This window comes from Rhizobium sp. PRIMUS64 (genome assembly GCF_023006465.1).
Lineage (GTDB): Bacteria > Pseudomonadota > Alphaproteobacteria > Rhizobiales > Rhizobiaceae > Rhizobium > Rhizobium leguminosarum.
Genome location: NZ_JALBGX010000015.1, coordinates 35,658 through 60,098, shown reverse-complemented (window position 1 = coordinate 60,098; position 24,441 = coordinate 35,658). Strand labels below are relative to the sequence as shown.

General features: G+C 60.1%; 29 protein-coding genes. 17 read left to right on the top strand and 12 right to left on the bottom strand.

The genetic code is table 11. The features are described 5' to 3' along the window. Positions 1–146 precede the first annotated feature (146 nt). Together MOV76_RS09010 and MOV76_RS09005 are read left to right on the top strand one after the other, a co-directional pair. Positions 147–1,235, top strand: coding sequence for a glycosyltransferase family 4 protein (locus MOV76_RS09010; protein ID WP_247264359.1), 1,089 nt, complete (start codon positions 147–149; stop codon positions 1,233–1,235). After that, the gene (locus tag MOV76_RS09005; protein ID WP_247264358.1) at positions 1,235–1,987 is read left to right on the top strand and encodes a polysaccharide deacetylase family protein; all 753 of its coding nucleotides are present in this window, start codon (positions 1,235–1,237) and stop codon (positions 1,985–1,987) included. Before MOV76_RS09010 ends, MOV76_RS09005 begins: the two co-directional genes overlap by 1 nt. 10 nt (positions 1,988–1,997) lie before the next feature. Here the strand turns inward: MOV76_RS09005 and MOV76_RS09000 are convergent, their stop codons facing one another. The 3 genes from MOV76_RS09000 to MOV76_RS08990 all read right to left on the bottom strand — a co-directional run bounded on the left by MOV76_RS09000 (position 1,998) and on the right by MOV76_RS08990 (position 4,254). Beyond that, a complete protein-coding gene (locus MOV76_RS09000) occupies positions 1,998–2,867 on the bottom strand; it encodes an alpha/beta fold hydrolase (protein ID WP_247264357.1) in 870 nt (289 codons plus the stop codon). Positions 2,868–2,900: 33 nt separating this feature from the next. Continuing rightward, on the bottom strand, positions 2,901–3,275 hold the full coding sequence (locus tag MOV76_RS08995) for a GFA family protein (protein WP_247264356.1): 375 nt from the start codon (positions 3,273–3,275) through the stop codon (positions 2,901–2,903). Between the two features lie 148 nt (positions 3,276–3,423). Then, entirely contained in the window at positions 3,424–4,254 is an 831-nt protein-coding gene (locus MOV76_RS08990; RefSeq protein WP_026231047.1) for an MBL fold metallo-hydrolase, read from the bottom strand. Between the two features lie 510 nt (positions 4,255–4,764). Between MOV76_RS08990 and MOV76_RS08985 the strand changes: the two genes are divergently transcribed. Both MOV76_RS08985 and MOV76_RS08980 read left to right on the top strand, forming a co-directional pair. Beyond that, the gene (locus MOV76_RS08985; protein ID WP_247264372.1) at positions 4,765–5,433 is read left to right on the top strand and encodes a GntR family transcriptional regulator; all 669 of its coding nucleotides are present in this window, start codon (positions 4,765–4,767) and stop codon (positions 5,431–5,433) included. Between the two features lie 74 nt (positions 5,434–5,507). Then, positions 5,508–6,182 (top strand): GntR family transcriptional regulator, encoded by a 675-nt coding sequence (locus MOV76_RS08980; RefSeq protein WP_222285181.1) that lies wholly within the window; start codon positions 5,508–5,510, stop codon positions 6,180–6,182. Positions 6,183–6,290: 108 nt separating this feature from the next. On the opposite strand, the gene MOV76_RS08975 is transcribed toward MOV76_RS08980, so the two are convergent. Beyond that, on the bottom strand, positions 6,291–8,186 hold the full coding sequence (locus MOV76_RS08975) for a bifunctional sugar phosphate isomerase/epimerase/4-hydroxyphenylpyruvate dioxygenase family protein (RefSeq protein WP_247264355.1): 1,896 nt from the start codon (positions 8,184–8,186) through the stop codon (positions 6,291–6,293). 247 nt (positions 8,187–8,433) lie between these two features. On the opposite strand from MOV76_RS08975, the gene MOV76_RS08970 reads away from it, so the two are divergent. From MOV76_RS08970 to MOV76_RS08940, 7 genes are all read left to right on the top strand, one after another. Further along, entirely contained in the window at positions 8,434–9,264 is an 831-nt protein-coding gene (locus MOV76_RS08970; RefSeq protein ID WP_247264354.1) for a transporter substrate-binding domain-containing protein, read from the top strand. 111 nt (positions 9,265–9,375) lie between these two features. After that, positions 9,376–9,819: a type II 3-dehydroquinate dehydratase gene (locus MOV76_RS08965; RefSeq protein ID WP_247264353.1), complete on the top strand. Its 444-nt coding sequence runs from the start codon at positions 9,376–9,378 to the stop codon at positions 9,817–9,819. A 30-nt stretch (positions 9,820–9,849) separates the two neighbouring features. Next, the gene (locus tag MOV76_RS08960; protein WP_018246292.1) at positions 9,850–10,518 is read left to right on the top strand and encodes an amino acid ABC transporter permease; all 669 of its coding nucleotides are present in this window, start codon (positions 9,850–9,852) and stop codon (positions 10,516–10,518) included. A gap of 10 nt (positions 10,519–10,528) precedes the next feature. Then, positions 10,529–11,170 carry an amino acid ABC transporter permease gene (locus MOV76_RS08955; protein WP_183620542.1) on the top strand — a complete coding sequence of 214 codons (642 nt, stop codon included), beginning with the start codon at positions 10,529–10,531 and terminating at the stop codon, positions 11,168–11,170. 52 nt (positions 11,171–11,222) lie between these two features. After that, on the top strand, positions 11,223–11,987 hold the full coding sequence (locus MOV76_RS08950; RefSeq protein ID WP_018246294.1) for an amino acid ABC transporter ATP-binding protein: 765 nt from the start codon (positions 11,223–11,225) through the stop codon (positions 11,985–11,987). A 44-nt stretch (positions 11,988–12,031) separates the two neighbouring features. Then, positions 12,032–13,099, top strand: a complete 1,068-nt coding sequence (locus tag MOV76_RS08945) for a Gfo/Idh/MocA family protein (protein ID WP_247264352.1) — start codon at positions 12,032–12,034, stop codon at positions 13,097–13,099. Positions 13,100–13,103: 4 nt separating this feature from the next. After that, positions 13,104–13,934: a shikimate dehydrogenase gene (locus tag MOV76_RS08940; protein ID WP_247264351.1), complete on the top strand. Its 831-nt coding sequence runs from the start codon at positions 13,104–13,106 to the stop codon at positions 13,932–13,934. Between the two features lie 119 nt (positions 13,935–14,053). Here MOV76_RS08940 and MOV76_RS08935 read toward each other — a convergent pair whose 3' ends face one another. The 6 genes from MOV76_RS08935 to pcaD form a co-directional block, all read right to left on the bottom strand. Continuing rightward, entirely contained in the window at positions 14,054–14,821 is a 768-nt protein-coding gene (locus MOV76_RS08935) for an SDR family oxidoreductase (protein WP_026188745.1), read from the bottom strand. 67 nt (positions 14,822–14,888) lie between these two features. After that, entirely contained in the window at positions 14,889–15,935 is a 1,047-nt protein-coding gene (locus MOV76_RS08930; RefSeq protein ID WP_247264350.1) for a 3-carboxy-cis,cis-muconate cycloisomerase, read from the bottom strand. A gap of 129 nt (positions 15,936–16,064) precedes the next feature. Beyond that, entirely contained in the window at positions 16,065–16,676 is a 612-nt protein-coding gene (gene pcaG, locus MOV76_RS08925) for a protocatechuate 3,4-dioxygenase subunit alpha (protein WP_018246299.1), read from the bottom strand. A 2-nt stretch (positions 16,677–16,678) separates the two neighbouring features. After that, positions 16,679–17,428: a protocatechuate 3,4-dioxygenase subunit beta gene (gene pcaH, locus MOV76_RS08920; RefSeq protein WP_018246300.1), complete on the bottom strand. Its 750-nt coding sequence runs from the start codon at positions 17,426–17,428 to the stop codon at positions 16,679–16,681. Between the two features lie 9 nt (positions 17,429–17,437). Further along, entirely contained in the window at positions 17,438–17,842 is a 405-nt protein-coding gene (gene pcaC, locus MOV76_RS08915) for a 4-carboxymuconolactone decarboxylase (protein WP_018246301.1), read from the bottom strand. After that, complete coding sequence (pcaD, locus tag MOV76_RS08910) at positions 17,839–18,648, bottom strand: 3-oxoadipate enol-lactonase (RefSeq protein WP_130729819.1); 810 nt, start codon at positions 18,646–18,648, stop codon at positions 17,839–17,841. The genes pcaC and pcaD overlap by 4 nt, the downstream gene beginning before the upstream one ends. 95 nt (positions 18,649–18,743) lie before the next feature. Here pcaD and pcaQ point away from each other — a divergent pair, with 95 nt between their 5' ends. The 4 genes from pcaQ (at position 18,744) to MOV76_RS08890 (ending at position 21,133) form a co-directional block, all read left to right on the top strand. Beyond that, a complete protein-coding gene (pcaQ, locus tag MOV76_RS08905) occupies positions 18,744–19,661 on the top strand; it encodes a pca operon transcription factor PcaQ (RefSeq protein WP_247264349.1) in 918 nt (305 codons plus the stop codon). Between the two features lie 54 nt (positions 19,662–19,715). After that, positions 19,716–19,850, top strand: a complete 135-nt coding sequence (locus tag MOV76_RS08900; RefSeq protein ID WP_018246304.1) for a hypothetical protein — start codon at positions 19,716–19,718, stop codon at positions 19,848–19,850. Between the two features lie 93 nt (positions 19,851–19,943). After that, positions 19,944–20,465 carry an MbcA/ParS/Xre antitoxin family protein gene (locus MOV76_RS08895; protein WP_018246305.1) on the top strand — a complete coding sequence of 174 codons (522 nt, stop codon included), beginning with the start codon at positions 19,944–19,946 and terminating at the stop codon, positions 20,463–20,465. Continuing rightward, positions 20,462–21,133 (top strand): RES family NAD+ phosphorylase, encoded by a 672-nt coding sequence (locus tag MOV76_RS08890; RefSeq protein WP_018246306.1) that lies wholly within the window; start codon positions 20,462–20,464, stop codon positions 21,131–21,133. The genes MOV76_RS08895 and MOV76_RS08890 overlap by 4 nt, the downstream gene beginning before the upstream one ends. 34 nt (positions 21,134–21,167) lie before the next feature. On the opposite strand, the gene MOV76_RS08885 is transcribed toward MOV76_RS08890, so the two are convergent. Further along, positions 21,168–21,809: an alpha/beta family hydrolase gene (locus tag MOV76_RS08885; RefSeq protein WP_018246307.1), complete on the bottom strand. Its 642-nt coding sequence runs from the start codon at positions 21,807–21,809 to the stop codon at positions 21,168–21,170. A 70-nt stretch (positions 21,810–21,879) separates the two neighbouring features. Here MOV76_RS08885 and MOV76_RS08880 point away from each other — a divergent pair, with 70 nt between their 5' ends. Next, complete coding sequence (locus MOV76_RS08880; RefSeq protein WP_018246308.1) at positions 21,880–22,062, top strand: hypothetical protein; 183 nt, start codon at positions 21,880–21,882, stop codon at positions 22,060–22,062. A 567-nt stretch (positions 22,063–22,629) separates the two neighbouring features. Here MOV76_RS08880 and MOV76_RS08875 read toward each other — a convergent pair. Further along, complete coding sequence (locus MOV76_RS08875; protein ID WP_018246309.1) at positions 22,630–23,232, bottom strand: hypothetical protein; 603 nt, start codon at positions 23,230–23,232, stop codon at positions 22,630–22,632. Positions 23,233–23,618: 386 nt separating this feature from the next. On the opposite strand from MOV76_RS08875, the gene MOV76_RS08865 reads away from it, so the two are divergent. Continuing rightward, a complete protein-coding gene (locus tag MOV76_RS08865) occupies positions 23,619–23,996 on the top strand; it encodes a hypothetical protein (protein WP_018246311.1) in 378 nt (125 codons plus the stop codon). Positions 23,997–24,441 lie beyond the last annotated feature (445 nt).

Here is a 24,441-nt window from a genome sequence, read left to right as displayed (position 1 = left end):
TAGAGATTGAGAAAGAGGCGGAATTGCTTCGATCGCGATCACATTCCATATGCTTATGCGCAAGTTTTAGGGAAAGGGACAATAGCGGAATTTTTCGTGATAGCACGAGTGTCAGTTGTAGACAGTCTGTCTTACGTGAGGTGTCAATGCGGGTGGCTTTCTACGCGCCGATGAAATCGCCGAACCATCCGGTGCCGTCGGGCGACCGGCTGATGGCGCGGCTGTTGATCCGGGCGCTGGAGCTTGGCGGGCATCAGGTCGACGTCGTTTCCGAATTCCGCACCTATGCCTCGACACCGGAGGCGGCAGCCGCGCTCGAACCCGCCATCTCCGCCGAGCTGGAGCGGCTGCGGCTGACATGGAAATCTGGGCCGCGACCGGAACTCTGGTTCTGTTATCACCCCTATTACAAATCGCCCGATACCTTCGGGCCGGCGATATCAGCCGAATTCGCGATTCCCTATGTCACCGCCGAAGCCTCCTACGCGGCAAAACGCGACCGAACCGGCTGGGCAGCATCACAGAAACGCGTGGGCGAGGCGATCATGCAGGCGGCGGTCAATATCAGCTTCACCGAGCGCGACCAGGCCGGGCTCACAGCCGCCTTTCCGCAGGCGCGGCTTGCCGGGCTGAAACCCTTCATCGACACGGCGCTGTTCGAGAGGGCGTCGCCGGCGCCCGATCCGCACCGGCTGATGACGGTTGCGATGATGCGGGCCGGCGACAAGATGGACAGTTATGCGATGCTCGCGAGAGCATTGCGGCTGATCGAAGAACGCCCGTGGACGCTTGCCGTCATCGGCGATGGTCCGATGCGCCAGGAGGTACAGGCGCTGTTTGCCGATTTTCCCGGCCGCATCGAATGGCTGGGCGAGCGGAATCCCGTCGAGATCGCCGAACTGCTTGGGCATGGCGGCCTCTATGTCTGGCCCGGCTGCGGCGAGGCCTATGGTCTTGCCTATCTGGAAGCTCAGGCCGCCGGCCTGCCTGTCGTTGCGCAGGAAACGGCAGGGGTGCCAGCGGTGGTCGAGGCTGGCGTGACCGGCTTGCTGACGCCGGATGGCGATGTCGCCGCCTATGCCGAGGCTGTGACCGCCTTGCTTGACGACAGGCAAAGGCGCGACGCCATAGGGCAGACGGCGCGGCGCTTCGTGCTCGGCGAGCGCTCGCTTGCGACGGCGGCGCGGCTATTGAACGGAATTTTGCGCGACAGCGCAGCAACAGGAGTGACGTGATGACCGACGGGATAGCCTGGGACCCTCTGTGCCGCGAGCTTGACCGCTGGCAGGCTGCCGGCCGCGTGGCGCGGTTCTGGCTGCGCGATGACGACGCCGTCGAGCCGACGCTGGCGCTGGAGACGCTGATGGTACTGGCGGGCGAAAACGATATTCCGCTGACGCTCGCGGTTATTCCCGGCCTGACCGGTGAGGCCTTGGCCGCGCGCCTGGTGGAGGAAACAGCCATCACTGTTGTGGTGCATGGTTGGTCTCATACGAACCATGCAGGGCCTGAGGCGAAGAAGCAGGAACTCGGCGGCGAGCGGCCGGCGGAGGCCGTGCTCGGCGAGTTGCGTGAAGGGTTCCGGCTGCTGCAGCAACTGCATCCGGCTCGCTTCCTGCCGATGCTGGTGCCGCCGTGGAACCGGATCGATGCGGCCCTCATCCCGGCGTTGCCGGAGCTCGGATTTGCAGCTCTTTCGGTCTATGGGCGGGCAAAGCAGGGCGGTCCGATGACGCTCCTCAACACCCATGTCGACATCATCGACTGGCACGGCACGCGCGGCGGACGGAGCGAGGCGGAATTGGTGGCCGAGCTGGTGGCCGAGCTTCGCGACCGGTTTGCCGGCAGCGACGAGCCTGTCGGTCTCCTCACCCACCATCTGGTGCATGATGCGGCAGCCTGGAATTTCCTGTCGGCCTTGTTTTCAGTGACGGGCCGGCATCCGGCCGTCCGCTGGTCTTCGGCGTTGGAACTGCTGGGGCCTTAGCAAATGTCGATCAGGCGGCGTGAACGCGTCCGAGGAAGTCTCGCATGAGCGCTACGACGTCATCGAGATGCGTCTCGAGCAGCCAGTGGCCGCCGCCCAGCAGATGCAGTTCGGCATCCGGCAGATCGCGCAGATAGGCCCGAGCCGATTTTTCCGGCATGTAGTGGTCGTTCGGACCCCACACGATCAAGGTCGGCGGCCGGTATTCGCGCAGATATTTGCGGTGTTGCGGGAACCAGGCCCGGTTCTCCTTCAGTCCGGCGATCAGGTCTATGGCGATCTCCTTGCGCCGCGGCGTGATCAGCGACCAATGCAACTTCCAGAGATCTGGCGGGATGGTGTCAGCCAGAGGGGGCAGCAGATCGTTGAGGAATTCGTGCCTGAAAGCCGCCTCGCTGACCGCCTCCGCCAGCACCTTTCTCATCTCCGATCTTGGAAGCGTCCACGTCGCCTCGATATCCGCATACTTCGGTCCGAGGGCATCTTCATAGGGGATATCGCCATTCTGGATGATCAGCGCCGCGATGCGCTGGGGGATTCTGATCGCCAACCGCGCACCGATAGGCGAGCCGAAGTCGTGGAGGTAGAGGACAAACCGGTCGACTTTCATCGCACCGATGAAGGCCTCCAGCCAGGCAGCGTATCCATCGAAGCTGTAGTCGAAATCATCAGGCGTACCGCTGTAGCCCGCACCCGGGAAATCCGGGGCAATCAGGCGCCAACGATCGGCAAGGCGCGGCATGAGATTGCGAAATTCATAGGATGAGCAGGGATATCCGTGCGGCAGCAACAAGACCGGCGCATCTTCTCGGCCGGCCTCGCGGTAAAAAGTCTCGACGCCTGCAACCGTCATCCAGCGATGTCGGACGAGAGTGGCCATCGGAAAGCTCCTCAGAATCGTTCGTCGTTCTCTTCACCTTCGGTCTTCGTCATACTGCTCGGCGCCTTCCACCGGTCGCAGCCACGGCTCGCGGCGTTTGACCCAGAGTTCGTAGCTCGGCACCAGAGGCGTCGGCGCCTCGGAGAGGATGCCAAGCTTAATTTCCGCCTCCTGGTCATCGGCGGAAAACAGCCGCGAACCGCACCCGGTGCAGAAATGCCGACCTTGGAACGTGGCGGTTTCCCCTGAATGTTCGAATTGGCCGGCGGGCCAGATCCCATAAAAGGTAAAGGCCGAACCGCTTTCTTGCCTGCAATCCGTGCAATGACAGATTCCAACGCGTAAGGGTTCGCCGCGGACAGAAATGCGCACCTGCCCGCAGAGACACTTTCCGGAAAGCACGGTCATGACGGATGCCTGTTTCGTTGATTTTGCGCTGCGGGGAAAACGGTCCGGCCCAGCATCTGTTCCGTCGTGACGTTCGCAGGCCTGCTCAGTTCGACGTAGTCGAAGAGCCTCGGACTGGACAGGATAACGGAGGCCTTTAGCGGAGCTGCTAGATCACCACGATCTGATTGTCGCGCGCGGCAAAGGATTCGGGGAAGGCTGCCTGCGCTTGCGTTTCCATCTCCGCCAGCTGTTCGTCGGTGCGGGAGGGGGCGTGGTGGAAGAGCGCGAAGCGCTTGGTGCCCGCCATTTTCGCAAGCTCGGTGCCATGCTGCCAGGTCGAATGGCCGAAGCCCTTGAAGCGCTGCATCTCGTCTTCATTGTAGGTGCAGTCGTAGACGACGAGATCGGCGTCCCGCATCATCTCCAGCGAAACCGGATCATAGCTGCCTGGAATATGCTCGATGTCATAGACGAGAGCGACCGAGCGGCCCTGCCATTCGATGCGGTAGCCGATGGCGCCGCCCGGATGGTTCAGCATGAAGGTCTTGATCTCGATGCCCTTGTGAGGGGTCAGCACCTGACCGGCATGGAAATCGCGGAAGTTCATCGTCGCCTGGCAGATGTCGGTCTTGACGGGAAACCAGGGCGGGCTGATGAACTGCTCGACCATTTCGCGCGTGCTCATCTTGCCATCGAGATGGCCGGACCAGATGTTGACGTTGATCGAGGGGTAATAGATCGCCTTGAAGAAGGGCAGGCCGATGATGTGGTCGTAGTGGCAGTGGCTGAAGAACAGATCGACGTCGCTGACGCTGTCGGCGATCATCGATAGCCCAGCCTCGCGCAGGCCGGAGCCTGCGTCGAAGATCATCCGATGTTTTCCGCAGCGAATTTCGATGCAGGAAGTGTTACCGCCGTAGCGATCGAACTCGGGGCCTGACACGGGAATACTGCCGCGGACGCCCCAAAATTTTACCTGAAACAAATCTGTCGTCATCGTTCTTCAAACCGGCCTTCCCACGTCGCCATCGTAGTCATTGTTCATCCCGATGCGAAGCAGTAGAATTCCACGGGTTTGCCTGCGGCCCCTTTCATTCTCCTAACCGCTAGCGGAAGAAGAAGTAGATTTTCCTAAGCAATCGGCTTTCGCTTCGGAAAGCAACCCAGTATGGTTGGTTTTCGGTAAACGGGCTGCTGAGGGCGGGGACATTTTCCCGTACGTCATGCTTATTAGATGGTTGCGCGCGATTGAAAAAACAATTGCCGCCCTGTTGAGCCAAAAAATCCAGTTTTAGGAGCAGCGCGAAAGCCGTGTCAAAGGGCTTGGCCCAACAGGCATGGGGCACTGTATTGTGCTCAGGCCCTGCTCGACCCAGTCGCTTCCGCGTTCTCCGGGCAAACCAGCATCATATGAGGAAATTCTAATTCCTATTCTGCGAATGCTTCCTTGATTGAGAATGCCAGAAAGAGATATATCCGACGATACAGAAAATATAAGAGACTCGCCATGTTGCAGCCGGTTATAAACGAGACCATTGCCGAGAGCAGCTACAGGCGCATTCGGGCCGACATCATTTTTGGTCGGCTGACCCCCGGACAAAAGTTGAAGCTGGAAAGCTTGAAGGAGTCCTACGAGACCAGCATCAGTACACTTCGAGAAGTGCTCAATCGGCTGTCGTCCGAGGGGCTTGTCGTTGCCGAGGGACAAAAAGGTTTCGAAGTGTCTCCAGTGTCCGTTTCGGACCTCAAGGAGACTGCGGCGCTGAGGCTTCTGCTGGAAACACATGCGCTAGAGCAGTCGTTCTTGCATGGCGACGTGGAGTGGGAAGCTCCGCTGGTATCGGCGCATTACAAATTGGCGCGGATGGAACAGGTGATGGCAACCGGCGACACCAGCAGGGCCGAGGACTGGAAGCGCTACGACTGGGAGTTCCACCAAGCGCTGATATCCGCCTGCGGGTCGAAACTACTGATGGAGACGCATTCGGTGATCTTCGACAGATATCTCAGATATCAGATGGTTGCCTTGTCCTATCGAGGCGATGTCGCGGCCAATGAACATCAGCAGCTTTTGGATGCGGCATTGCGACGTGACGCGGAGACGGCCAAGCGGGTGCTTGTGCTGCATATCCAGGGCGGGGTCGAACATGCGCTGGCAAGAGGGACGCTGAAATAGAAATGATCCGGACGTTTCTCATCGAGCTTTAGGTCCACCACGTAAATTGCATTTCGGCGAAACCAGGAAAAGCCATGCTCAAGCAAGTCCATGACCCGGCTGAAACAGTAAGCGATGTCGTCTTCCGGCAAATCCGCGAGGATATCATTTCAGGGACATTGCCGCCGGGGGCCAAGATCAAGCTGGAGCAGGCAAAGGAGCGCTACTCCATCGGCATTTCATCGCTGCGCGAAATTCTGAGCCGCCTGACCACGGAAAACCTCGTTGTCGCCGAGGGGCAGCGTGGCTTCGAAGTCAGCCCTGCTTCGCGCCGCGAACTTCTGGAGCTCGCCGACCTCAGGATCGTTCTTGAAACACATGCGATCGGCCTTGCCTTCGCTGCGGGAAATCTTGAATGGGAGGGGCGCATCGTCGCCGCACATCACCGACTGGCTGCTGCTGAACGCAAGCTCCTCGCCGGCGATGTCTCGCGGACCGTCGACTGGGTCCGATACGACTGGGAGTTCCATCAGGCGATCGTCTCTGCCTGCAATTCAGCGACGCTGATGGCGACATTGTCATCCGTCTTCGACCGCTTTCTTCGTTACCATATGCTGGCGGAGAGTTTTCGCGGAAAGCCTGTTGTCGATGACCATAGACTTCTGTTTGAACTTTCCATTCAGCGTGACGTTGCCGGCGCGACCGACGTCGTCAGACGGCACGTTCAAAGCGGCGTGGACCATGTGCTCAAGAGCGGCCGGATTGCTTAGAGCAATTCCAGGAAAAGTGCGACGCGGTTTTCCGTCCGGAATGCGCAAAACAAAAGGTTAGAGCGGCCTGCGCTTTCATGAAAAGCTGAGCCGCTCCTAAACAATAACTCAAGAGGCGTCTTTCGGAATTCCTTCCGGACGCATCTGTTTCTTCAGAGCGGCGATCCGGAAAATAGCGTTCGGCGCGCCGTATCCGCGGTAGCCGCGGCGCTCGACGATCTCGAAAAAGAAACCCTCTCCATATGTTCCGCTATAGAGCTGGAAATATTCGCCATGCTCGTCTCGGTCATAGAGGATGTTTTCCGCCTTCAGCCGCTCGGTCATTACAGGATCGAGGCCGAAGCGCGCTTCGACGTCGTCGTAGTAGTTCGGCGAAATGTGCAGCGATCTGAAACCGCAAACACGAAGGCTTTCGGCGGTTGCAAAGATATCGTCGGTCAAAAACGCCAGGTGCTGTATGCCGGCCCCAAATTTCTCGGCAATGAAATGCCCCGCCAGGGTACGGCGATTCTCGGCTCCGTTCATGGTAATGCGCAGCGCGCCGGACTCGTTTTCGACAACTTGGCTGCGGACCACCCCGGCTGGATCGATGATATCGACCATAGGGGTCTTCCGCGTGTCGAAAATGGACGTATAGAACAAAAGCCAGGTGAGCATTTCATCGTAGCCGACCGTCTGGGCGACGTGATCAATGCGCAAAAGGCCTGCCGACGGCGCGTCGCTGTCGTCCGTAACCGGCTGAAAGTCGATTTCGGAGAAGCGACCCAATGCGCTGTTGTCGTCGATGAGATAGATGATCCCGCCTCCCACGCCCCGAATGGCAGGCAGCTCGAGCTCACCCTCCGCGACGGGCTGGGTGAATGGCTCGGCATCCAAGGCGAGCGCGCGCTCATATGCCTTGACGGCATCGTCGACGACCAGGGCCATGGCATATGCAAAAGTACCGTGAACGGCGTAGGCCGCATTCGCGAATCCTGCCTGATCGACATTGACGAGGATCCGTATCTCGCCCTGCTCGAAAAGAGAGACCTTTTTCGTGCGGTGGACCGCAGTCCTCTTGAACCCGAGGGTGCGCAGCAATGCAACCAGCTCGACTTCATCCTGTTCGTCCGTGGCAAACTCGACGAAGCCGACTCCCTTTACGGAGGGCCTTTCCGGCATCGCCGCTCCGGTCATGCTGCCGATGCCGAGATGGCGGCGCACCTGATCGCCAAGATAGATCAAGGATCGATGGCCATCGGCCGCAATCGCACGCGACAAACCGCCTCGAAACTGATCGTTGAAGATCTCCAGGGAGAAATATCCATCATAACCGGTTGCCGCGACGGCTTCGGTGAACGCCGTGACGGGAAGGTCGCCTTCACCTGGCATGTTTCGGAAGTGGCGGCTCCAATAGAGCAGGTCCATGTCGATCAATGGAGCATCGGCAAGCTGGACGATGAAGATTTTCTCTTTGGGAATCGAGCGGATGGAATTGACGTCGATCTTGCGTGACAAGGTGTGGAAGCTGTCGAGGATAAGACCGACATTCGGATGATCGGCGCGACGCACGATCTCCCAGGCGTCGCGGTGGTCGCTGATGTGGCGACCCCAGGCAAGCGCCTCGTAGCCCACCCTCAGTCCACGCCTGGCGGCACGTTCGCCGAGTTCACGGAAGTCGTCTGCTGCCCGGTCGATGCCGCCGATGGCTGCCGGCGAGACGTTTGAACAGACGAGCACAAGGTCCGTTCCCAGCTGCTGCATGACGTCGAACTTTCGTTCCGCACGGTCAAATGTCCGGCTTCGCAGCGGCTCCGGCATGCCCTCGAAATCACGAAATGGCTGAAACAGGGTGATCTCCAGGCCATGGTCGCGGACGAGTTTCCCGACATCAGCCGGGCTTCCGTCGAAGGCAAGGAAGTCATTCTCGAAGATCTCGACACCATCGAAGCCCGCCTGGGCGATCGCCTCGAGCTTCTCCGGCAGTTCGCCGCTGATCGTTACAGTCGCAATCGAGGTCCTCATGTCAAAGCCCTTCCGATATCCGTGCGAGATTGAACGAGCGCCGAACACGACGATGCGTCCAGAAAACCGCTCGCGACTATTATGGCAAATGTCGTGAGGAATTCAAATAGCGTGTCTTATTATAAATTCTCATATGATTTTGAAAAACTCTGTTGATTTGAGTGCTCGTCTCTGGCAATCATTCCTCTCACAGTCAAAAGGTGAGGTGGCTGTCCGGTCGAATGACCGCCAAAGGAGGAGGTATTACATGTTCAAGTCTTTGCTAACGCGCCGAAATGCGATGCTCGGAGCCGCGGCCCTGGTGGCTGCCGTCACCTTGGCGCAACCGGCCGCCGCCGTCACGCCTGACGAAATCAAGGCTCGCGGCAAGATCATCGTCGGGATTCAGGGCGACAACCCGCCCTGGGGCTTTGTGACCAGCGGCGGCAAACAGGACGGCCTCGATGCCGACATCGCAACGCTGTTTGCAAAGGAACTGGGTGTTTCCGTCGAGTTCGTGCCGCTTGAAGTCAACAACCGCATTCCCGCACTGACCGCCGGCCGCGTCGACGTTTTGTTCGCGACGATGGCGATGCTGCCAGATCGCGCAAAGGCCGTGCAGTTCAGCAAGCCCTATGTTGCCAACGCCATCGTTCTGATTGGTCCGAAATCCGCAGAGATCAAGATGAATGCCGACATGGCCAAGTACACGGTCGGCGTGGCCAAGGGTGCAGCTCAGGACACGCAGGTCACCAAGAACGCACCGTCAGGCACGACCATCCGACGCTATGACGGAGACGCCGCAAGCGTCCAGGCGCTCGTGTCCGGCCAGGTCGAGACGCTTGGTGGCAACATCTTCTATATGGACCGGGTGGAGAAGGCCCGTCCGGGCGAATTCGAAAACAAGCTTGAGTTCCAGAAGCTCTATAACGGTGCTTGCACGCGTCTCGGCGAAAAGGAAATCAATGCGGCGATCAACACCTTCATCGACAAGATCAAGGCCAACGGCGAACTCAAGGCAGTCTACGACAAGTGGATGAAGGTTCCGGTCCCGGAATTCCCAGCTAGCCTCGAGGGCATTCCGTTCGCCGCAAACTGAAAGCTCCATAAACCGAGCATTTAGCCGTGGAGGCGGGCGTCCCTAGTGATGCCCGCCAACGCTACCATCATGTTTCGAGACCGGCTTCGGCCCGCGTCCGGGAGCGCGATCATGAACAAGTCAATCTTTGTGCTCAATGGACCGAACCTCAATCTTCTCGGTCAGCGCGAGCCGGCGATCTATGGAACCACGACGCTTGCCGACATCAGGCAACGCTGCGTGACTAAGGCAAAGGCGCTCGGATTCGACGTCGAGTTTCGGCAGACCAATTTCGAGGGCGAACTCGTCGAAAGCGTGCACCAAGCCCGGACTGACGCCTGTGGTATCATCATCAATCCTGCCGCTTATACGTTCACATCGATCGCCCTTCTCGATGCGTTGAAAATGTTCGACCCGCCGAAAATCGAACTGCATATTTCGAATGTTCATGCGCGCGAGAGCATCTACCACAATTCGCTGATCTCGCGCGTTGTCACGGCCATCATGATCGGCTTTGGAGCCGACGGCTATGAACTCGCTGTCCAGGCGATGGCAGGCATGGTCAAGCGGGACTGAACTTTCAGGAAGACGGACCGAAGGATCGCCATGAACTATAAGTTGGATTTCACCCCGGTCATAGATGGCCTGCCGAGCCTTCTGCTTGGCTGCCTCGGGACATTCTTGCTTGCCATTTGTGGGATGCTGCTGGCGATCATCATCGGAATTGGCGGCGTTGCGCTGCGCGACTCTGCGCTCAAGCCGGCGCGATGGCTGGTCATCGCCTTCGTCGAATTGATCCGCAACACGCCTTTTCTGGTCCAGATCTTCTTCATCTATTTTGCGCTTCCGCTCACCGGCATCAGGCTGGATCCGACGCCGACGGCGATTATCGCGCTCGGCATCAACGGGGGTGCCTACGCAATCGAAATTATTCGCGGTGGCGTTCAGTCGATCCCGAAGGGACAGATGGAAGCGGGTCTGGCCCTTGGTCTGCACAAGGCTCAGGTTTTCCGGCTGATCATCCTCAAGCCGGCATTGCGGGCGATCTATCCGTCCCTGACCAGCCAGTTCGTCCTCCTCACGCTGACCACCAGCATTGCATCGGCGATTTCGGCCTACGAGCTGACTTCCGTTTCGCAGCGCATCGAGTCGGAGAGCTTCCGCAGCTTCGAGGTCTACTTCACGGTCACGATTTTCTATTTCGTGATCTCCTGGCTGATGATGCGCATCTTCGCGCTGTTTTCGGCGCGCTACTTCAAATATCCGGTCAAGTAGGAGGAATTCCATGGGTCACGACGAATTCGTCTTCCTCCTGATCGGCTTGAAGTGGACCGTGGTCCTGTCCGCTGTCGGCTTCGTCTGCGGCTGCATTGCAGGGCTCGGCGTCGCCCTTGCGCGCGCCTCGGGCATACCGCTGCTGGAACGCCTGACGGCCGGCTATATCGCTATCTTCCAGGGAACACCTCTGCTGATGCAGCTTTTCGTCGTCTATTACGGCCTGGCGCTGGTGGGGCTGATGCTCGATGCCTGGGTGGCCGTTGCCATCGGCCTGACCCTGCATGCAAGCGCCTATCTGGGCGAGATATGGCGCGGCTCGATCGAAGCGGTTCCGCGCGGCCAGACGGAAGCGGCAAAGGCTCTCAGCCTCAGATATGTGTCGCGCATGAAGGATGTCATCCTGCCGCAGGCGCTGCGCATCTCGCTGCCTGCCACGGTCGGTTTCCTCGTGCAGCTGATCAAAGGTACCTCGCTTGCATCGATCGTCGGCTTCACCGAGCTGACGCGGGCCGGCAACATCATCTCCAACCAGATCTTCCAGCCGCTGACGGTCTTCGGCATCGTCGGCATTCTCTATTTCCTGATGTGCTGCCCACTGACGATTCTTGGCGCGCGCCTCGAACGAAAGTTTGCCGTTTCTGCGCGCTGATCCGCATCCCTGTTCTTCGATGCGATCCAGCCGCCAACGTGGAGTTCATATGATGACCAGTCCCAATCCTGCTCAAGGCGCAGAGACCATGATCACCATGGAGCGGGTGGAGAAGTGGTATGGCGCTTTTCAAGCCCTGCACGACATCAACATATCGGTTCGCAGCGGCGAGAGGATCGTCTTGTGCGGGCCTTCCGGCAGCGGGAAATCGACGCTCATTCGCTGCATCAACCATCTCGAGACCTACGAGAAAGGGGAAATCCGCGTTGGCGGGATTCTTCTCGGTAACCAGGCCAAGACCATCGATGCGATCCGCCGTGAGGTCGGCATGGTCTTCCAGCAGTTCAATCTGTTTCCGCATCTGACCGTGCTGCAGAACTGCATGCTGGCGCCGATGAAAGCTGTCGGCGTCGGCAAGGCGGAGGCCGAGGAACGGGCACGCGGGCTGCTCGAGCGGGTCAAGATCCTGGAGCAGGCCGACAAATATCCGGTGCAGCTTTCTGGTGGCCAGCAGCAGCGGGTGGCCATCGCCCGCGCGCTTTGCATGCGGCCGAAAGTGATGCTGTTCGATGAGCCGACGTCGGCGCTTGATCCGGAGATGGTCAAAGAGGTGCTGGATACCATGATAGCGCTGGCCGATGAGGGCATGACGATGATCTGCGTCACGCACGAGATGGGCTTTGCCCGCCAGGTCGCCGATCGCGTGATCTTCATGGCCAGCGGCGCGATCGTCGAGGAAGCCCCGCCCGCCGAATTCTTCACAAACCCACAGCATGAGCGAACCAGGAAATTCCTCGGAGAAATCCTGCGGAAGTAAGGCGTCTCAGGGTCGATGCGTCTGGCAAATTATGGGAGCCGGCAATGAAGCCGCTAGAGATTGCAGTCATGGGAGCCGGCCTCATCGGCAGGCGCCACGTCGAGCGAATTATCTCAGAGCCGGGAACCGTTCTCTCGGCGGTGATCGATCCTTCTGCCCCCGGTCGCGACTTTGCCGAGAATGTCGGCGCCCGATGGTACCGGAGCTTCCTAGACATCCGCGTCGAGGACAGGCCTCACGGCGTCATCGTGGCAACACCGAACCAGCTCCACGTTGAGAACGGAACGGAGATCGTCGCTGCCGGCATCCCTGTTCTGATCGAGAAACCGATCGCCGACGATGTCGATGCTGCAGGGGCACTGGTTGCCGCCGGCGAGAAGGCAGGCATACAGGTGCTGGTCGGCCATCACAGGCGCCACAATCCGATGATCCAGGCGGTCAAGCAGATCGTCGACGGCGGAAGGCTTGGCCGGATCATCACGGTGCACGGCACGTTCTGGGTCGCCAAGCCCGACGAGTATTTCGACATCCCCTGGCGGCGCGAAGCGGGCGCCGGCCCTATCTTCGTCAACCTGATCCACGATGTCGATCTCTTCCGATATTTCTTCGGCGAGGTCGAAGCCGTCCATGCGATGGAATCCCACGCCGTGCGGAACCATGCTGTCGAGGATACGGCTGTCGTGACGCTGCGTTTCGAAAGCGGGGTGCTTGCCACTCTCAACGGCAGTGATGCGGTGGCGGCGCCCTGGAGCTGGGAGATGACCACCGGGGAGAACCCTGCTTTTCCCCGTTACGATCAATTCTGCTACCAGATCGGCGGCACCAAGGGCTCGCTCGGAATTCCTGATCTGACACTGTGGACGAGCCCTTCGAGGCCCGATTGGCTGGAGCAGCTTGCCCAGGAGCGGGTGCCCTACGCAGCAGCCGATCCCCTTTGCGTTCAGCTCAGACATTTTTGCGACGTTATCCGTGGTGATGCCACGCCTCTAGTGAGTGGCCGGGAGGGCCTTGCTACTCTCAGGGTCGTCGAGGCGATCAAGAGATCGGCGCGCTCGGGGCAGATGATCCACCTCGCCAAGGCCAGCGCCTCTTCCGATCCCCAGAAAGTCTGACCACATGATCACCGGGACGACCAAACTCATCGCTCACCTCGGCTATCCGACGGAGTCCTTCAAGGCGCCGCTGATCTACAATCCTTACTTTCAGAAGACCGGAATTGATGCCGTCGTCGTGCCGATGGGCTGCAGGCCGGAGGACTATCCGGCGTTTCTGAAACTTCTGTTCCGGCTATCCAATATCCACGGCGCTCTCATCACGATGCCGCACAAGATTTCGACGATGGCGCTGCTCGACGAAACGTCGACCAACGCGAAAGTCGCCGGCTCGTGCAATGCAGTCCGTCTCGGTTCGGACGGCAGGCTGATCGGTGACATGTTCGATGGCGAGGGCTTCGTTCGAGGCGTGTTGCGCAAGGGCAAAAAGGTTGAAGGAGCCCGTGCGCTCATCGCCGGTGCCGGCGGTGTCGGCTCGGCGATCGCGGCGTCGTTGGCACAGGCGGGCGTCGCCCATCTTGCGATCTTCGACGCCAACGAGACGACCGCGACCGCGCTGCTGGACAGGCTGAAGAAATACTATCCGCATCTTGAAGTGACGGTCGGCTCCGCCGATCCGACAGGTTTCGACATTGTCGTCAACGCAACGCCTCTCGGAATGCGACGGGGTGACCCGCTGCCAATCGATATCGACCGCATCTCCCCATCGACCTTCGTCGGCGAAGTCGTGATGACGAAGGAGATAACCCCTTTTCTCGAGGCCGTGCGGGCGCGCGGCTGCGCATTTCAGGTTGGGACCGACATGTTGTTCGAACAGATCCCCGCCTATCTCGAATTCTTCGAATTCCCGACAACGACGGCCGATAACCTGCGTGCCATCGCCAAACTCGGATGATGCGAATTCAGAGCGTGATGCCGAAAAGTGTGAGCGGTTTTCGGACGACATCATGCTCTAACCATATAATATAGAACAGGATTCAGATTTAGGCCGATCTGGCCTAAAATCATCCTGTTCTAGAGCGAGGCGGTGATGCCGCCGTCGACGGTCAGCATGTGGCCGTTGACGAAGGAGGAGGCATCCGAGGCTAGGAAGACGGCAGCGCCGACAAGCTCCTTGACCTCGCCCCAGCGGCCGGCCGGCGTGCGGTTTTCAAGCCAGCCGGAAAACTTGGGATCATCGACGAGCGCCTGATTGAGTGGGGTGCGGAAATAGCCCGGCGCGATCGCATTGATCTGCAGGCCGTATTTCGCCCAGTCGGTCGCCATGCCGCGCGTGAGGTTCTTCACCGCGCCCTTGGTGGCGGTATAGGGCGCGATGCCGGGACGGGCGAGTTCGGCCTGGACGGAGGCGATGTTGATGATCTTGCCGCGGCCGCGTGAGATCATTGCCTGGGCGACCGGCTGGCTGACATAGAATAGGCTGGAGACGTTGGTCTTGAAGATCTCGTCCCATTTATCGACCGGGAAGTTCTCCAGCGGTGTGCGAAACTGCATGCCGGCATTGTTGACGAGGATGTCGATCGGGCCGATCTCCGCCTCGATATAGGTGATGGCGGTGCGGCTGGCCTCGGCATCGGTGACGTCGAAGGCGGCGCTGACGGCATGGCGATGGCTGCGACGGATATCCTCGGCGGCGGCTTCCGCCTTCTGCGCGTTGCGGCCGTTGATGATGATCGAAGCGCCATGCTCGGCAAGCCCGACCGCCAATGCGCGGCCGATGCCCTGACTGGAGCCGGTGACGAGGGCGCGGCGGCCGGAGAGGTCGAAGAGGGGAAAGGTCACAAGGCTGCTCCTGATTTCGTTGCACTCTGCATAACCGGTTTCCGGCACTACATGCAAAGGTGCTGGATCAGGCCCTTCCAAGCCTCTTGATATTTCCTGCAAGCTCCCCGGCGAGCCGCAGGCTGGCGGCGGTTGCCATCGTCATTTGCGGCAGGAGCAGCCATTCGAGCGTCCAGGCAGCACCGGAGCGTTCCTGTTCGTGGACGAGGGACTGGTGGATGCCTGATAGAACAGTGGCGTTGAAGCGGGCGAGCGAGACGAGGACTTCGGCCGAAACGGGGTTCTGCTTGTGCGCCATCGCCGACGAGGTGCCGCCGCCCGAGATTTCGATCTCATCGCCGGCCTGGGCAAGCAGCGCGATATCCTGCCCCATCTTGCCGAGACTGCCCGATATCGACGCGAACAGGCCGGCAATATCGGCGATCGGCAGACGCCCGCTCTGCCATTGGTGTGCGTCCGTGAGGCCGAGTTCCTGGGCCAGCGAAGCGCGGATTGCGGAGGCGTGCGATCCGAGCTTGTCCAGTGTGCCGGCCGCACCACCGAACTGGACGGGAAAGCTCTGCTCGGTCAGGCGGTCGCGATAGGTCGTCAACGGTGCGCGCCACGCATTGAGGCGATCGGCGACGGTGATCAGGATCGCCGCCTGCATGCGGGTATGACCCATCAGCTGGTTCCGGCCGAACAGGCGGTCGAGCGCATCGAGTCCTGCGGCAATAGTGGAAAGCCGGCCGGCAAACAGGAAGACGACGGCCTTCAGGCGGATCATCAGGCTGGTATCGATGACATCCTGGCTGGTCGCGCCGAGATGCAGGCTTTTTGCCGCCTCCTCGCCGACATCAGCGCGCAGCTGCTTGATGAGGTCGGGAACGACGACACCGTCCCTTGCCGTCGCCGATCGAAGACTGGGCACATCGGCTGAGAAGGCAGCGCAGGTGTCAGTGATACGCCTTGCCGCTTCGGCAGGGATCAGGCCATGAGCGGCTTCCGCCTTGGCGAGCGCGGCCTCGAAGGAGAGCATGGCTCGGATATCCGCCGCGGCGGAGAAATAGGGCGCGATTTCATCGTCGCCGAGCAGGCCGGAGAGGAAGGGGTGGTCGAAGGGCGATGCGGTCATGAGCGTCTCGGTTTGTGGTGGCGGCCCCCTCATCCGGCTGCCGCCACCTCTCCCCTCGGGGAGAGGGTAGGGTGAGGGGGACGCTACCTACACAGAGCCCTGTGAACAAGCGACTTGCGCGGCTGGCCCTCAGATATCCAGAAACACCGTTTCCTTCGGACCCTGCAGATAGATGTCGAAATGACAGGTCGCGCCGTCGCGCGTGGCGATCATTGTTGCGACGCGCTCGCGATGTTCGATGCGGGAAAGCAGCGGATCGGCGGCGTTGGCCTCCGTCTCCTCCGGGAAATACATGCGTGTGTGCAGGCCGATATTGATGCCGCGGGCGACGATCCAGAAGGTGATGTGCGGGGCCATTTTGCGACCGTCCTTGAAGGGAACGCGGCCGGGCTTGACGGTCTCGAAGCTGTAGACGCCGTCCTCAGCGCGGGTCGGGCAGCGGCCCCAGCCGGTGAAATTGGGGTCGGCGGCGCCGCGCATTTCCGACGGGCTGTTGTAGAGGCCGGCGCTGTCGGCCTGCCAGATCTCGATGACCGCATCGCGCACCAGCGCCCCGGCGCCGTCGAAGATCCGGCCGGTGACGGTGATACGCTCGCCGAGCGTCTTGTCGTTGACCATCTCGATGCCGAGATCGGTGTCGTAGACGCCCGTTATGTCGCAGAAATTCGGCGTCAGGCCGATATGGACATAGGGACCGGCCGTCTGCGACGGGGTTTCCTTGAGGTAGCCCAGCTGCTGCATGGTCAGTTGCCCTCCAGTCTGTTTTCGAACATCGTCGAGCGACGGCCGCGCAGCACGATATCGAATTTATAGGCACGTGAATCCATTGGAATGGTGTTGCCCCAGTCGAGCGGCGCGATCAGTTGCTCGATCGCCGCCTTGTCGGGGATCGTGCCGACGATCGGACATTTCCAGATCATCGGATCGCCTTCGAAATACATCTGGGTGATCAAGCGTTGGGCAAAGCCATGCCCGAAGATCGAAAAATGGATATGGGCGGGACGCCAGTCGTTGATGCCGTTCGGCCAGGGATAGGCGCCGGGGCGGATGGTGCGGAAATGGTAGCGGCCGTCCTCGTCGGTGATGGCGCGGCCGCAGCCGCCGAAATTCGGGTCGATCGCCGCCAGATAGGTTTCCTTCTTGTGGCGATAGCGGCCGCCGGCATTGGCCTGCCAGAACTCGACCAAGGCGCCTGCAACCGGCCTGGCGCGCTCATCGAGCACGCGGCCATGGACGATGATGCGTTCGCCGATCGCACTTTCGCCGGGCTGCGCGTAGTTCAGGATCAGGTCGTTGTCGAGTTCGCCGATCATCGCATGGCCGAAGACCGGACCGGTGGTCTCGGAAATCGTGCCGTCGAGAGAGAGCAGCGCGCGCTGCGGCGCGCGCAGCACCGAGGTCTTGTAGCCGGGGGTCAGCGCTGGCGCATGCCAGGCGCGGTCGCGGGCGAAGAAGCCGCCGGTCTCGGGCTTGCGGTTCGGTCGTTCGGACATTTTTCTCCCTCAGGCCGCCTTTTCGGCGTCCATCTGTTCAAAAGCCTGCTTTGCGATCTTGATCGCGTGATTGGCGGCGGGAACGCCGGCATAGATTGCAACATGCAGCAGCGCCTCGCAAATATCCTCGCGGGTTGCCCCCGTATTGGCGGTGGCGCGCACATGCATGGCGACCTCGTCGTCCTGGCCGAGGGCCGCGAGCAGAGCGATCGTGATGATCGAGCGCTCGCGCTTCGTCAGCGCCGGGCGCGACCAGACATGGCCCCAGGCAGCTTCGGTGATCAGTTCCTGGAAGGGGCGGTCGAACTCCGTCGATGTGGCGGCGGCGCGGTCGACATGGGCGTCGCCAAGCACGGCGCGGCGGGTCGCCATGCCCTGGCGATAACGTTCGGAGGAGGACGCGGTCTCATTCATGGGCGGACTTCTCCAGGCGGAATGGATGTGAGGAAGGCGCGGATGATCGCCGTCAGCGCCTCCGGCTGCTCAACGCAGGGAATGTGCGCGCAATCGCGGATCACTTCGTAGCGAGCGCCTGATATCAGCTTCGCGGTCGAAAGCACGAGATCGGGCGGCGTCGAGCCATCCTGGTCGCCAACGATGCAGATCGTCGGCACGGTGATCGTCTTTGCGATTTCGGTAAAGTCGGCATCGCGGATCGCGGCGCAAGCGGCGACATAACCCTCGACGGGCTGGCGCGTCAGCATGTTGCAATAGCCGGCATAGGCGGTGTTCTCGGGCCGGCGGAAGGCGGGTGTGAACCAGCGTTCCATGATGGCGTCGACAATGCTGCCGATACCGTTTTTCTCGACGGCGGCGATGCGGGCGTTCCAGCTCTCTGAAGTGCCGATCTTGTGGGCGGTATCGCAAAGGATCAGTGCGCCGACCAGGTCGGGTCGGCGGTGATAGAGCGACTGGGCGATGAGGCCGCCGACGGAGAGGCCGCAGATGACGGCATCCTTGACCGACAGCAGATCGAGAAGGCCGGCGAGATCCGTCGCATGATCCTCGATCGATGAGGGGAGCTGGCCGACATCGGAAAGGCCGTGGCCGCGCTTGTCGTAAAGCACGATGGCAAATTCACCGGCAAGCCGTACCACGACGTCGCGCCAGATGCGGAAGTCCGTTCCGAGCGAATTGGTAAAGACGATCACTGGCCTGTCGGCGGGGGCGCTGATGACCTGATAGTGGATCGTCACGTCGTTTATGCGGGCGAATTGCACGTCACTCTCCTCCTGAATGGTGAAATTGACTGGTTGATCCGGTTAAGTAAAATGATATTTATTGGCGTTTCGATAACCTTGGAGTTATGCGAACGATGATCGACAGCCGGGTCAAGTTCCGCCATCTGCAAACCTTTGTCGAGGTGGCGCGGCAGAAGAGCGTCATGAAGGCCGCCGAATTGCTGCATGTCAGCCAGCCGGCAGTCACCAAGACGATCCGCGAACTGGAACAGGTGCTGGGTGTCGATGTTTTCGAGCGCGATGGCCGCGGCATCAAGATCACCCGGTACGGCGAGGTCTTCCTGCGGCACGCTGGCGCTGCGCTGACCGCGCTGCGCCAGGGTCTCGATTCCGTTTCGCAGGAGCAGTTCGCCGATGCGCCGCCGATTCGTATCGGCGCACTGCCGACGGTGTCATCGCGCATCATGCCGCGGGCGATGGAACTCTTCCTCAAGGAGAAGACCTGGAGCCGGGTGAAGATCGTCACTGGTGAGAACGCGGTACTGCTGGAACAGCTTCGCGTCGGCGATCTCGATATCGTCGTCGGACGTCTGGCAGGCGCCGAGAAGATGGCGGGCTTTTCCTTCGAACATCTTTATTCCGAGCAGGTGGTGTTTGCCGTGCGCGCCGGCCATCCGCTGCTCGACGGCCGGCAATTGCTGTTTGCCGGCTTCGGCAACTATACGGTGCTGATGCCGACGCGGGGGTCGATCATCCGGCCGGTGGTCGAAAATTTCCTCATCGTCAACGGCGTCTCCAGCCTGCCGAACCAGATCGAGACGGTGTCGGATTCCTTCGGCCGCGCTTTCCTCAGGGCAAGCGATGCGATCTGGATCATTTCCAACGGCGTGGTGGCCAACGATGTCGCCGACGGGCGGCTGGCGCTTCTGCCGATCGATACCGGCGAGACCAAGGGGCCGGTCGGGTTGACGATGCGCGCCGATGCCGTGCCGTCGTTGCCGCAATCGATCCTGATGCAGACTATCCGAGAGGCGGCAGGTGAGGTTTCCTGAAGTAGCGGAGATCGGACCAGGATCAGAAGAAGGATCTGGGCGACGGAAGCGACAGTGAAATTCGTCCCTGCCTTTGCCGGAATTGCTGCGCGGCTGCTGGACGAGGAGAAGCATCTGACAAGAGACCTGCCGGGTTATGACGAATACCGCCGCAAGGTCCGGTACCGGCTGCTGCCTGGATTATGGTGACGGCTAAATCGGTGGTCAGCAGAACCAGCTCTTTAAATTCGCTTGTTGAGTGCCCAGATTTGGACTATGTCTAATTCAAGACAGGAGGCCCTTATGCAACATGCGCGACGGGAGCAACGAGAAGGCCAGCGGCCACAGCGGCTGGAAACCGAGCGGTTTGCTCCGGCAAACCGCAAGAGGCTGAGCGCCCCGGCCCTGCGAACCTTTCTGGCGATCGCCGATCTCTGGGGGCTGACGGAAGAGCAGCGTCTGCTCGTGCTCGGTTATCCCTCTAGGTCGACCTACCACAATTGGGCCAAACAGGCGCGCGAGCACGGCGCTTTCACGCTCGATGTCGATACGCTGACCCGCATCTCGGCCGTGCTCGGCATCCATCAGGCACTCGGCGTGCTTTTTTCGGATGAACGCGCCGGCGTCGCCTGGCTGCGCACTCCGCATCAGGCGCTCCTTTTCAGCGGGCATCCGCCGCTTGATATTCTGACGAACGGGACCCAGGACGGGTTGATGACTGTACGCCGCTTTCTCGATGGCGCGCGCGGTGGTCTCTACATGCAGCCAAATATGCTCGACGAAGCCTTCACGCCTTACGAAGATACGGACATCGTCTTCCGGTGAGGGATCGTTTTGCCCAGGCGCCGCGTCCATCGTACCGGCTGATCCCCTCGCAATTTCCGCCTATCGGACTTTTTGAGACGGTGACGAGGGTGGCCGATCTCGAAGCCGTGATGGAGCTCGTCGGCTGGACCAACGACCGGCTCGTCGCCGACCGCATCCAACGGCTTCCCGAGGACCAATGGGTCTATGGCGTTGCCAATGCCAGTATTGTCATGGCGGCATTCCTGCATGTTGCGCCGGGAGGAATGCGCTTCAACGGCCCTGATCTCGGTGCCTGGTATGCAGCCGACGATCTCCGCACAGCCGCCGCCGAAGTTGGCCATCATCTCAGGCGCGAAGCGCTCGCGCGCGGCGTCGCGACGATGGCGCGCACCTATCGAAGCTATTCGGCCAACCTGATTGGTGATTACCTCGACATTCGCGGCGAAGAGAGGCTGCGGCCCCATGTCTATGACGGCACCAGCTATGCGGCGTCGCAAGTGCTGGGGGAAGAGGTGCGCTCGAGCGGCGGCGCCGGTATCCTCTATGACAGTGTCCGGCTGAAAGGCGGAGTGGCCATCGTCGCCCACCGCCCGCGCAATATTCGCGACGTGGTGCAGGCCGACCACTTCGAAATCACCGTTTCCGCCACTGACCGGCGCATCGATGTCAGGAAGCTTGCTGCCTGACGACGGCGCCTGCCGGCGCCGGGAATGGTGATGCTCAAACCGGCAATCGTTCGGCCCATGCCTTCACCGCCTTCGCCATCGTGGCGAGGTGATCGGCACTGGAGAAACCGGAGATCGTCTTGCGCGGCTTGAGGTCGTGGTCGCCATCCTGGAGCCAGAGGATCTCGATTCTGTCGGACAGATCGTAACCCGGCACCTCGTCCCGCGTGCCGAATTCGTCGCGTGTTCCCTGGCAGATCAGCGCGGGCGTCGTCAGCCCGGTGAGATGGCCGGTGCGCAGTTTCTCCGGCTGGCCGGGCGGATGGAAGGGATAGCCGAGGCAGAGCAGGCCGGCAATCTTTCCCCGACGATGAAGATCGTCGGCGATCATGCTGGCAACCCGGCCGCCCATCGACTTGCCGCCAATGATAAGCGGGCCGCTGGCGCCGAGCTCGGCAATGGCCGCCTCGTATTCGGGATTGAGCGTTTCGGCCCGCGGCGGCGGCTTGCGGCCTTCCGAGGTGCGGCGGGCGGCCATATAGGCGAATTCGAAACGGGCCACACGGAAGCCGGCGTCGGCGAGCGCATTTGCCGCTGCTGTCATCGATGCCGAATCCATCGGCGCGCCGGCACCATGCGCCAGAAGGATCGTGAAGCGCGCATCCTGAGGCCCCTGCGATAGAAACCTGTCAAGCATCGGTAATCCTCCATACCATCGTCGGAACCATGTCGATGGCCGTGACTTCTTGCTGGAAAGGAGACTGACAATGTCGACGAATGATCAAAACGTAAAGCCCGAGCAACGGCGCCCCAAAGATGTCGGCGCCGTTCCCGACAAGCCGGAGCCCGCAGACGCAGAATCGATGGCGCCGCCGGCGGTGCAGCCGGCTGGCGTCAGGGACAAAAGCGAACGACCTGTGGTCAATCCGCTCACCGGGGTCGCCTCTTGATCGACTAGAGCATGATGGCGAAAAGTGTGAGCGGTTTTCGGACGACTTCATGCTCTAACTCTTTAATTTAGAACAGGATTCAGATTTTGGACGGACCCGGCCTAAAATCATCCTGTTTTGGGGTCAATTGTCGTGCAGAACCGCCTCTTGAAACCCCGGCGGAAAGGGTCCATATACCTGCCCTGCCTGAAAAATGGATGCGCGCGGTATCGACGTCGTCGAATTGTTCGTTGTCCGACAGGATAAGGGCGCTCCCCGCAAGGGTCGAGCGCCCTTTTTGCTTTACAGCCCTTGCGCCCATTCTGGCGCGTTCTGAACGTTCCGGCCGGAAGTGGCGGGCGCCTCATAACCAGGCCGCAGGTTCAATTCCTCCCCCGCAACCAAACTCAGGTACTTGGCCTAGATGAGCTGCCCTCGCGGGCAAAGGGAATCCCACGTATTTCCGGAACTCGGTCAATAGCAGCTTTGGCCTTGAAATATGCGGCAAGACCGAGGTTCAAAGCATTGGATGAAAATCACCGACGCCCGATAAGCGTCGGCCGCCAGTAACACGTACCTCACGATCAATCAGTTGCCCCAGCCAATTTGGAACCGATCAAATCGAACCTCGCTCAACGGCTTGTTGGAGGGGCTCAGCCTTACCGAACGAAGAACGAGACGAAGCTCGGGGGAATAGTATTGTTCAAAAATAATCGGAGGCAATTCCGTCAGTTCGAGACGGCTGTTGATGGCCCAAACTTTGTAAGAACAAGATGCAATAGTTTCCTCTCCCCAGCCGTCGAACCTAATAACAGTAGCGCCCGAAACGGATTTTTGGCCATTAATGAACAGTGTCGTCTCGGATTGCCAGTTCTTCTTCTTTGGTAGATCCTCTAACGCAATCGCATTCGCGTATTTCAGCTCATGCGTCCCGCTGGCACTAACCCTCTTTTCGACGAGCAAGGGGTGCAAATATACAGCCGACACCGGCTGCAGTGAATGGTTACGCTCCATCAGCCGTTGTTCGGTGAGACCCGGACCGTCCGGCTTGTAGAACACGGAATAGAAAGGTACTTCTCTGGTAAGCAGCACGCCCTGTTTGGTTTCTTTAGCGCTCAAACAACTGCTAGAGGCAGGCGCCGCCAATGTTATTCCAGCCAACAGCGACAAACTTCTCAGCAAGATCGACATTCCAGAGATCCCTCATCCAAATCCGCTACCGTGGCGCTTGGGCGAAATTCCATTCTCTTGCGCATGCCGTCCCCTACATCGCCATCTTCCTCGAGATCATGTAGCCTCATGCCTAAAGCTTGAGGTGACACATGACGAAAATCGGTTATGCCCGGGTCAGCACCATTGATCAGGATTTCGAAATACAGCAGCAACGGCTCTACGCCCAGGGGTGCGTGATCGTTCGGTAAAGTCTTTGGCGCGAGCCGTGAGGGCCGAACGGAGCTCGCAACCATCATTGAGTTTCTGGCAATTCCTTTTCGTTCCAAGCGGTTAAGACGCAGCAGAATCTAAATTTCAAGGCTAGGCCCGCAGGTCGGAATGGGCGAGATACCCCTTTTTGATAAATGTTCGCCATACGCGAACGCGGCTACGATATTTCGCGCGAAATGGCGGAGATTGGGGGCATGCGTCCGGCTTATCGCAATCAGCAGAAGAAATCGGTGCTGTTCAAGGCGCCGGGCTTATTCATCGGCGCCCTCGCGTTTGGTGCAGCCGGCGGCTGGACCGCGAGCGACTTGCTGGCCTCATGGAGCGTCTCAGGCGGCTCGGGACAATCGTGCAAAATCAAGGGCAATGTCAGCATCGCCACCGGCGAGCGCATCTTCCATGTGCCGGGGCAGCGACGCTACGCAGAGACGAAGATCAGCCCCAAGTATGGAGAGCGGTGGTTCTGCTCGGAATTTGAAGCGTGGGCGTCGGGCTGGCGGAAATCGAAATCGTGATGCTTTGGCGTGGGACGACCTAAGGTCAATAGGCAATGGCTACCCCTCGCTTCCTACGCCCGGCAAGACGGGTGCGATTTTGAGCGTCCAATTGAATGAGCATGTTCATCGACGCTCGCCAAGGAGCATCTCGGAAGGTCGAAAACATTGCACCGATACAACATACTACCTCGGAGCAGTTGGACGCCGTCGATGTGGCACTCTCCTGGCACGACGGCGATTCGCGCGCCACGATCGAACCGCTTTTGCAGGAGAGAAGCCAACTAGCGGTCGCGCACTCATTCCTTAGCAGAGGGGGCTACCCGTGGTTGGATCCCGAAACCAGAACGAGACGCCCGTCGTGGTAATCTCAACGAGCGCTCATGAACAGACGCTCGTCGTTCGCCTAGGTCATTCCATTGAAATTTGATCCAAGTTATGGTTCGATCAGTCCGTAAAGTGGTGC